This window comes from Mycobacterium sp. IDUB_1, from assembly GCF_055419625.1.
Window position 1 is genome coordinate 744,595 of record NZ_JBVAYA010000003.1, and the last position, 8,574, is coordinate 753,168.

Sequence of the window (8,574 nt, forward strand, 5' to 3'; positions counted from 1 at the left end):
TAGCCTCACTTATGTGTCGCACTCCTACGCCTCTGTCGTCGACACCCGCGCGCTGAGCACCCGGCTGCGGCGCATCGTGCTGCATGTCGACGATCCCGACGCCCTTCAGGTCAGGCCGGACGCCGATTCGGCTGTGGGGGTCTACTTCTCCCCGAGAGATCACCCGGACGGCGAGGGCCGCAACTACTCCGTCCGCCACCACGAGGGTGCGCTGCTCACCCTCGACATCGCACTGCACCGTCACGGACCCGGCTCATCCTGGGCCACCACCGCGGAAACCGGGCAGCGAGTTGTCCTCGATCACGCCAGAGCTTGGTACCGGCCACCCGCGGACACCCAGTGGCAGGTGGTGATCACCGACCTGTCCGGACTTCCAGCGGCGGCTCGCATCGTCGAGGAACTGCCGACCGGGATGACCGCGACCGTCATCGCCGAGGTGCCGACGTCCGACGATCTCGACTACCTGCCCCGCCGTGACGGCGTCACCGTGCTGCCGCTGCTCGGCACCGGAAACGGTACGTGCCCCAGCATGTTGGCCGACGCGGTGCGCGCCCTCCCCATGCCCCCTGGCCGCGGATACTGCTGGTTCGCCGGCGAGGCGGCCGAATCCCGCGCAGTGCGCAAAGATCTGCGCTCCAGGGGATGGCAGCGCGACCGCTACGACATCACGGGCTACTGGCGGGTGGACTCCGAGGCCTGGGATGCCCGGTTCGCCGAGAACGGCGACGAGGCGCTGATCGTCTACCAGCAGGCCCTGGCGGCCGGCAAGGACGAGAAAGTCGCCTTCGAGGAGTTCGACGACGTCTGCGAACGGATCGGACTCTAACCGCGTGGTCCTCGACGCCCCGGCACACCCCGCGCCCCGGTCGCTCCCCCGCCGTGTTTCGGCGCGCCGAAACGCTGTCGGACTCGCCGCCGCGACCGCGCTGCTCGCCGTGCTGTGCGTGGCCAGCCTCGCGATCGGCACCCAGCACGTGTCCCTGACGACGGTGTGGCAGGCACTGACTGTCGCCACCGGCCCAGCATCCGGCGACGAGTGGATCGTGCGCGACCTGCGTATCCCTCGCACGGTGCTGGCCGTCCTCGTCGGGGTAGCGCTCGGGTTGTCCGGCACCCTCATCCAGGGAGTGGGACGAAATCCGCTCGCCGACACCGAGGTGCTCGGGATCAACGCCGGCGCAGGACTTTTCATCGTCACCGCGATCGCACTGCTGGGCCTCCAGGGCATCTGGACCTACATCTGGTTCGGGTTCGCCGGCGCCCTGTTCGCGATGATGCTGGTCTACCTGATCGGAATGGCGGGCCGAGCGGCAGCGACCCCGGTGCGCGTGCTACTCGCCGGCGTCGCGATCGGCGCGGTCATGGACGGCCTCGGTTTCGCGGTCCGATTGCGCTATCCGCGGGCGTTCGACAACATGCGGTTCTGGGACGCCGGCGCCCTCGACGGTCGCCCACTCGAGGTCGCCCTGGCGATCAGCCCGTTCATCGCGGTGGGCGCGGTGCTGTGCCTGGTCGTCGCCCGCTCTCTCAACGTCACCGCCGTCGGCGACGATCTGGCCACGAGCCTGGGGGGCAACGTCGTTCGGACCCAGGCGCTCAGCCTCGTCGCCGTGACGCTGCTGGCCGGCGCGGCGACCGCGGGCGCGGGGCCCATCGGGTTCGTGGGCCTGATGGTGCCGCACGCGGTCCGCCGGTTCACCGGGCCCGACTGGCGATGGATCCTGGCCTATGCCGTGGTGGTCGCACCTGCGGTGCTCCTGGCCGCCGACATCGTCGGCCGGGTGGTGATCGCACCGTCCGAGTTGCCCGCCGGCATCGTCACGGCGTTCGTCGGAGCCCCGGTGCTGATCTGGTTGATTCGCAGACGGGCCACAGTGCACGAATGACATCACCGATATGACAACGACGATATGGCAACGACGATATGACAACGACGATGAAGAACCCGGTGCGTCGGCGGCAGAACGTGCTGCGCCTCGGCGCCGTCACGGTGCGCACCTCTCGACGGGCCGTGATCACGGTGACCCTCATGCTGGCCGGAGTGCTGTTGACCGCACTGCTGGCCGTGGGTCTGGGCAAGTACCACGTCGCACCGATGGACGTGGTGTCGGTGCTGGCCGGTTCCAACACCTCGTTCGACCGGGTGGTGATCCTCGAATGGCGGTTGCCCCGCATGCTGATGGCCCTGCTGGTCGGTGCGGCACTCGGTCTGTCGGGAGCCATCTTTCAGGCAGTGACCGGAAATCCGCTGGGCAGCCCGGAGATCGTGGGCGTGAACTTCGGCGCCTACACCGGCGCGCTCGCCGTGATCGCCACCGTCGGAGCGGGGTACTACCCGGTGGCCGCCGGCGCACTCGTCGGCGGACTGGTGACCGCGGTGTTGGTCTATGCCTTGTCTTTCCAGCGGGGGGTCGCCGGTTATCGGCTGATCGTCGTGGGTATCGCGGTCGGTGCGGTGTTGAACTCCGTCAACCAGTGGATCGTGATCAAGATCGATCACCACACCGCGGTCACCGCAGCCATCTGGCAGCAGGGCACGTTGAGCGGTCTGACGTGGGCGCAGGTGGTTCCGATGACTGTCTGTGTGGCACTGCTGGTGTCGGCTCTCGTCGCCCTCGGCCCCCAGCTGCCGGTCTTGCAACTCGGCGACGACGCCGCGGGAGCACTCGGGCTCAAGCCCGATCGTGCGCGGGCTGCCTACCTCGTCGTCGGCGTCGGGCTGGTCGCCGTGGCGTGCGCGGCCGCGGGACCGATCACGTTCGTCGCTCTTGCGGCACCGCAGCTGGCCCGGCGGTTGACGGCGAGCCCAGGCGTGGCGCTGATGCCCGCCGCGGTCATGGGTGCGGCGCTGCTGTTGGTCAGTGACGTCATCGCCCAGCAGTTGTTCGCGGACAACGAGTTACCCGTCGGAGTGGTCACCGTCTCCCTGGGCGGCTGCTATCTCATCTATCTCCTCGTCACCCAGTCACGGAAGCGGTGAATCATGATGGACAGCCGATTGGCCGCCGACCACCTGTCGCTGGGCTACGGCGACACACCGATCGTCACCGACCTGACGCTGCCGATCCCGGACGGACGCATCACGATGATCGTCGGTCCGAACGCCTGCGGAAAGTCCACGCTGCTGCGCGGATTGGCCCGGCTTCTGCGTCCGGCCGAGGGGCGGGTCGTCCTCGACGGCACGGACATCGGCAGCCTGCACACCAAGGAGGTGGCCCGCCGGCTGGGCCTTCTCCCCCAGACCTCGATCGCACCGGAAGGCATCACCGTCGCAGACCTGGTGGCCCGCGGCCGCTTCCCGCATCAGAAACTGTTGCGGCAGTGGTCCGTTGACGACGAGACGGCGGTCACCGAGGCCATGACGCTGACCGGGGTGAGCGACCTGGGCGACCGGCTCGTCGACGAACTGTCCGGAGGGCAACGCCAACGCGTCTGGGTCGCCATGGTGCTCGCGCAGCAGACCCCCGTCCTGCTTCTCGACGAACCGACGACATACCTCGACATCGCCCATCAGGTGGAGCTGCTCGACCTGTTCGCGATGCTCAACCGGATGCACGGACACACGGTGGTTGCCGTGCTGCACGACCTCAACCACGCCTGCCGCTACGCCGACGAGATCGTCGTCATGAAAGCAGGACACATCGTCGATCACGGGGACCCACGCACGGTGGTGACCGCGGAGTTGATCGCCGACGTGTACGGGTTGTCGTGCCAGATCATCGACGACCCGCAGACCGCCACACCGCTGATCGTGCCGCGCGCCTCCCCCTACCTCACGGATGGGAGGTGAGATACCCGCCGCCCCTGCCGAAGAAGTCCAGCGCCGCATGGTTCACGCCGTCGTCGGTGCGCACCACGTCGAGGACAAGACCCTTGGACTGTCCGCGGTACGCGTCGGCACCGGCGACGACGACCATGCCGCCGTCCTCCTCGATGAACACCCGCCCCGGCGTGCCGCCGTAGACGCAGCGCGACACGTGCGACGAGATCACTCGGAGCCGCTCACCGCGAAAGTAGCTGTAAGCGTTGGGGTATGGGTCCGACAGCGCTCTGACGAAACGCTCGATGTCGGCTGCGGGCCAGCGCCAGTCGATCAGGCTGTCCTGCTCGGATCGCTTGTGGAAGAACGTGCGATCCGCGAGGTTCTGCGGCACAGGTTGCACGCTCTGATGTTCCAGTCCGTCGAGCGCAGCCTCGAGAACCTCGGGGACCAGGTCCAGCGTGTCGTAGACCAGGCTGGTGCCGGTGCTCGACGGGGTGATCTCCACCGCACATTGCACCAGGATCTCGCCGGTGTCCAACTCGTCGTCCATCAGGTGCGCAGTGAGACCGGTGTGGGTGGCGCCGCTGATCAGCGACCAGATCACCGGAGAGAACCCGGTGAATCTCGGCAGCAGCGAGTCGTGCAGGTTCACCGTCCCCAGCCGCGGGATGGCGAACAGGTCGCGCGGGAGCTTTGTCCGCCAGTTGTTGGCCACCATCACATCCGGCGCGACCGCGCGCACCCGCTCGATCAGCTCGGCGTCGGGACGTTTCGCCAGCCACACCTCGATTCCCTCGCTGCGAGCCAGGTCCTCCACCGAGTCCGCCCAGATCGATTCGTACGCATGCTCACTCGTCGGATGTGTCACCACGAGCTCGACGTCGTGCCGCGACTTCAGCAGCGCCTGCAGGGTGCGATGGCCCCACGTCTGATATCCGAACATGACGACGCGCACGACGACCTCCCTGGTTCCGGCTAGCCTACTGTGGTTAGCCTAACCTTTGATAGCATGCCGTCGGTCGGTTCCCGCACCCTACCGGTGCGGCCGCCGACCGATACAGGGATCTTCGCAGAGAGAGAGAACACGTTGTCCAGCAATCCTTTCGACGATCCGAACGGCCGCTTCGTGGTCCTGATCAACGACGAGGAACAGTATTCGCTGTGGCCGACGTTCGCCGAGGTGCCCGCCGGGTGGCGCACGGTGTTCGGTGGGCCTGACGGCACCGATCGCGACAGCGCACTGACCTACGTCGAGGAGAACTGGACCGACATGCGACCCAAATCGCTGCGCGAGCAGATGGACCGCGCCGAGTCCGCGCGGGCGTGAGTACGCCGTCGACTGACGGCGACGCACAGTGGTCGGGGCCTGCAGTGCTGCGCCGCGCCGTCACACGGCAGCGCACGCGGCTGGCCGGCGGTTCTGTGCTCATCGCCGCGCACCAGCTCTGCGAAGTCGCCGTCCCGATCCTGATCGGCGTCATCGTCGATCGCGCCGTGGCGACCGGTTCCGTCACCGCCATCGTCAGCTGGATCGCGGTGCTGGCCGCCCTCTTCGTGGTGCTGACCTCCGTCTACCGCGTGGGTGCGCGCCTGCTGATGGCCGCCATAGCCCAGGAGGGCCACCTCTTGCGCGTCGAGCTGTGTCGCCGGATTCTCGACCCCCGCGGCATGGTCACCGATTATCAAGCAGGAGAACTGCTGTCGATCTCTTCCACCGACGCCGAGGAAACGGCCTATCTGCTCGACTACGTGCCGCGCATGGTCGGCGCGGCGGTCGCCACGATCGCGTGCGGTGCCGTCCTTCTCCACATCGATGCACCCCTGGGCGTGATGGTGCTCGTCGGGGTGCCTGTGGTGATGATCGGGTTGCAGCTCACCGCACCGATCATCGCGCGCCGCGTCGAGGAGCAGCAGTCGCAGATCGGCCGAGCCACCGCGCTGGCCACCGATCTGATCAGCGGTCAGCGCCCCCTGCAGGGCATCGGTGCGCAACGCAATGCTGCAGACCGATACCGCGTCGCGAGCCGGCGCTCGCTGAGGGCGACGCTGCACGCGTCGCGCATGGAAAGCGCGCACGCCGGTGCGGCCGGTGCCGCGGGCGCGCTCAGCGCGATGGCCGTTGCCGTCGCGGCCGCGTATTTCGCCCTCTCCGGCGACCTCACCCTCGGCCAACTGATCACGGTGGTCGGCCTCGCCCAGTTCCTGGCCGAGCCGTTCACCTTGCTGGCCACCCTGCCGAGTTCGGTGGCCGAGGCGCGAGCCTCGGCCAACCGGGTCGCCGACGTCCTGTCCGCACCAGCCCGACGATCTGAGGACACCGTGTCGGATGTCGCGGACACTTCCGACGACGCTGCGCTGGACGTTCTCGACGACGCCGGGCGCCTCACGTTCCGTGCGCGGCACGGCGAGATGGTGGCGGTTGTGGCCGCCGACCCGCGCGATGCGACGACGTTGCTCGATGCGCTGGCCGACCGCGACCGCGGCGCAGGCCTCACCGTCCGTGTCGGTGGCCGTGCACTGTCTGACATCCCGTACGGGCAGCGGCGCCGCGCCGTGATCGTCGAAGCTCACCGCGGTGATCTCTTCAGCGGCACATTGCAATCCAATCTCGCGATGTCAGGCGCCGACGCCGAGGCCGACATCATTGCCGCAGCGCTGTCCGCATCGTGCGCGCACGACGTGGTCGCACAGCACGCCGACGGATTGGCACACCGGGTGATCGAACGGGGCGCGAGCCTCTCCGGTGGACAACGCCAGCGCTGGACACTGGCCCGCGCCCTGGCTGCCGACCCCGACGTCCTGGTGCTGCACGACCCGACCACCGCTGTCGACGCGGTGACCGAACAGGCGATCGCCGACGGCATTCGCGCGCTGCGAGTTGCGCGGCGGCGCACCACGATCGTGTTCACCACAAGTCCGGCCCTACTCGCGGCCGCCGACAGGGTGATCGTCGTCGACGACGGACAGGTGCGCGGTGAAGGCACCCACGAGGATCTCGTCGACTCCCATCACGGTTACCGGGAATTGGTGCACCGATGACGATCAGCACCTCGACGACACCACCGGTCCTGCCCGTCGCCACGATGCGACGGACGTGGACGTGGCTGGCCGGCGAAGCAGGCAGGCGCAAGGCGGCCAGCGCTGCAGCGCTTGTGGTCGGCCTGACTGCGGCAGCAGCAGCGACCGTGCCGATCTACCTCCTCGGCTCACTGGTCGACCGCGTCGACGAGGGACGCTCGGCCGGGCTCGTCGGCCTGGCCGCGGTGATCGGAGTGAGCGCGGTGATCGGCGGGCTCGGCACGGGCCTGTCCTCCTACCTGATCGCCCGCCTGGGTGAGTCCGCCGTCGCGGACCTGCGAGAAGACGTGCTGCGCCACGCACTGGACCTGCCGGCCACGACCATCGAGGACAGTGGCCGGGGAGATCTGCTGTCCCGGGTCGGCGCGGATGTCGCCGCGGTCGCCAAAGCCGTCTCCCAGGTACTTCCGGACATGCTCAATGCCTTCTTCCTCGGTGTCGTGACCGTGATCGGGATGGCGGGAATCGATTGGCGTCTGGGAGTGGCTGGCGCACTGTGCATTCCGGCCTACATCGCCGGACTGTTGTGGTACCTGCCGAGATCGGCGCCGCTGTACGCACAGCAGCGCATCGCGCTCGCCGAACGTGCCCAGGCCACCGTCGAGTCCATTCAGGGGGCGCGCACCATCGACGCCTACGAGGTACACGACGAGCATCTACGCGTCATCGAGAACGCCTCGGCGCGCGCCCGCGACGTCGAAGTCACGGTCTTCGGGCTGTTCACCAGGTTCGTAGGGCGTGTCAATCGAGCCGAATTCATCGGCCTGAGCGCCACGTTGATCGTCGGCTTCCTGCTGGTCCGTAGCGGCACCGTCACCGTCGGGCAGACGACTGCCGCGGCGCTGATGTTCCATCGGCTCTTCAACCCGATCGGGATGATGATGTACAACTTCGACGAGATCCAGGCGGGCGCTGCGTGCCTTGCCCGTCTCGTCGGAGTGATCGACCTGAAGCCCCCACCCCAGGACGCCCCGCCGGTCCCGGCGGCCGAGCCGGCCTCGGCCGACGTCGAGGTGCGCAACGTGTCGTTCCGGTATGGAGCCGGCCCGCTTGTCCTGCAGGATGTGACGCTCTCGATCCCGGCCGGGACCCGATGTGCGCTGGTGGGCACCACTGGTGCGGGCAAGAGCACGCTGGCCGCGGTCATCGCGGGGCTGTTCGTGCCGAACACAGGCCAGACCCTCATCGGTGGCGTGTGCGTCGCCGACATTCCCGACGATCGGCTGCGCAGCTGGGTGGCCACGGTCACCCAGGAAGTGCACGTGTTCTCCGGCACGATCCTCGACGACCTGCGGTTGGCCGCACCCGAGGCCACCCGGGAGCAGGTGCTCGACGCGCTGGCCCGGGTCGGCGCCCGCGACTGGGTCGAGGGACTGGCCGACGGGCTGGACACCCTCGTCGGCGAACACGGTATCGACGTGACCGCAGCGCAGGCGCAACATCTGGCGTTGGCGCGACTGGTGCTCGCCGACCCGCGCGTCGTCGTGCTCGACGAGGCGACCGCAGAAGCCGGCAGCGCCGCCGCCGGAGAGCTCGATGCCGCCGCCCTGGCCGCCACCGAAGGGCGAACCACACTCGTTGTCGCGCATCGCCTCTCGCAGGCCGCCATTGCCGATCAGATTCTCGTGATGGACGGCGGGCGCATCGTCGAGCGCGGCACCCACGACGAACTGCTGGCTCGTGACGGCCGCTATGCCCGGCTGTGGCGCGCCTGGCGCGCCCACAGCTAGACC

Annotated in this window: 8 protein-coding genes; 7 read left to right on the top strand and 1 reads right to left on the bottom strand. The window is 68.4% G+C overall.

Features of this window, described 5'->3' with window-relative positions; all coding sequences use genetic code 11:
• The first annotated feature begins 13 nt into the window (after window positions 1-13).
• Genes ACZYYX_RS20775 through ACZYYX_RS20790 form a run of 4 tightly spaced genes read left to right on the top strand, consistent with a single transcriptional unit; the run spans window position 14 to window position 3,790 of the window.
• Window positions 14-826: a siderophore-interacting protein gene (locus ACZYYX_RS20775; RefSeq protein ID WP_463816475.1), complete on the top strand. Its 813-nt coding sequence runs from the start codon at window positions 14-16 to the stop codon at window positions 824-826.
• Between the two features lie 4 nt (window positions 827-830).
• A complete protein-coding gene (locus tag ACZYYX_RS20780) occupies window positions 831-1,886 on the top strand; it encodes a FecCD family ABC transporter permease (RefSeq protein WP_463816476.1) in 1,056 nt (351 codons plus the stop codon).
• A gap of 38 nt (window positions 1,887-1,924) precedes the next feature.
• Window positions 1,925-2,980, top strand: coding sequence for a FecCD family ABC transporter permease (locus tag ACZYYX_RS20785; RefSeq protein WP_463816477.1), 1,056 nt, complete (start codon window positions 1,925-1,927; stop codon window positions 2,978-2,980).
• Window positions 2,981-2,983: 3 nt separating this feature from the next.
• Entirely contained in the window at window positions 2,984-3,790 is an 807-nt protein-coding gene (locus ACZYYX_RS20790) for an ABC transporter ATP-binding protein (protein WP_463816478.1), read from the top strand.
• On the opposite strand, the gene ACZYYX_RS20795 is transcribed toward ACZYYX_RS20790, so the two are convergent.
• Window positions 3,774-4,718: a methionyl-tRNA formyltransferase gene (locus ACZYYX_RS20795; RefSeq protein ID WP_463816479.1), complete on the bottom strand. Its 945-nt coding sequence runs from the start codon at window positions 4,716-4,718 to the stop codon at window positions 3,774-3,776. The two genes, ACZYYX_RS20790 and ACZYYX_RS20795, sit on opposite strands and share 17 nt — an antisense overlap.
• 132 nt (window positions 4,719-4,850) lie before the next feature.
• On the opposite strand from ACZYYX_RS20795, the gene ACZYYX_RS20800 reads away from it, so the two are divergent.
• Genes ACZYYX_RS20800 through ACZYYX_RS20810 form a run of 3 tightly spaced genes read left to right on the top strand, consistent with a single transcriptional unit; the run spans window position 4,851 to window position 8,571 of the window.
• Entirely contained in the window at window positions 4,851-5,090 is a 240-nt protein-coding gene (locus ACZYYX_RS20800) for an MbtH family protein (RefSeq protein WP_463816480.1), read from the top strand.
• Entirely contained in the window at window positions 5,087-6,802 is a 1,716-nt protein-coding gene (locus tag ACZYYX_RS20805) for an ABC transporter transmembrane domain-containing protein (RefSeq protein WP_463816481.1), read from the top strand. The genes ACZYYX_RS20800 and ACZYYX_RS20805 overlap by 4 nt, the downstream gene beginning before the upstream one ends.
• A complete protein-coding gene (locus ACZYYX_RS20810) occupies window positions 6,799-8,571 on the top strand; it encodes an ABC transporter ATP-binding protein (RefSeq protein ID WP_463816482.1) in 1,773 nt (590 codons plus the stop codon). The genes ACZYYX_RS20805 and ACZYYX_RS20810 overlap by 4 nt, the downstream gene beginning before the upstream one ends.
• The last annotated feature ends 3 nt before the right edge of the window (window positions 8,572-8,574 follow it).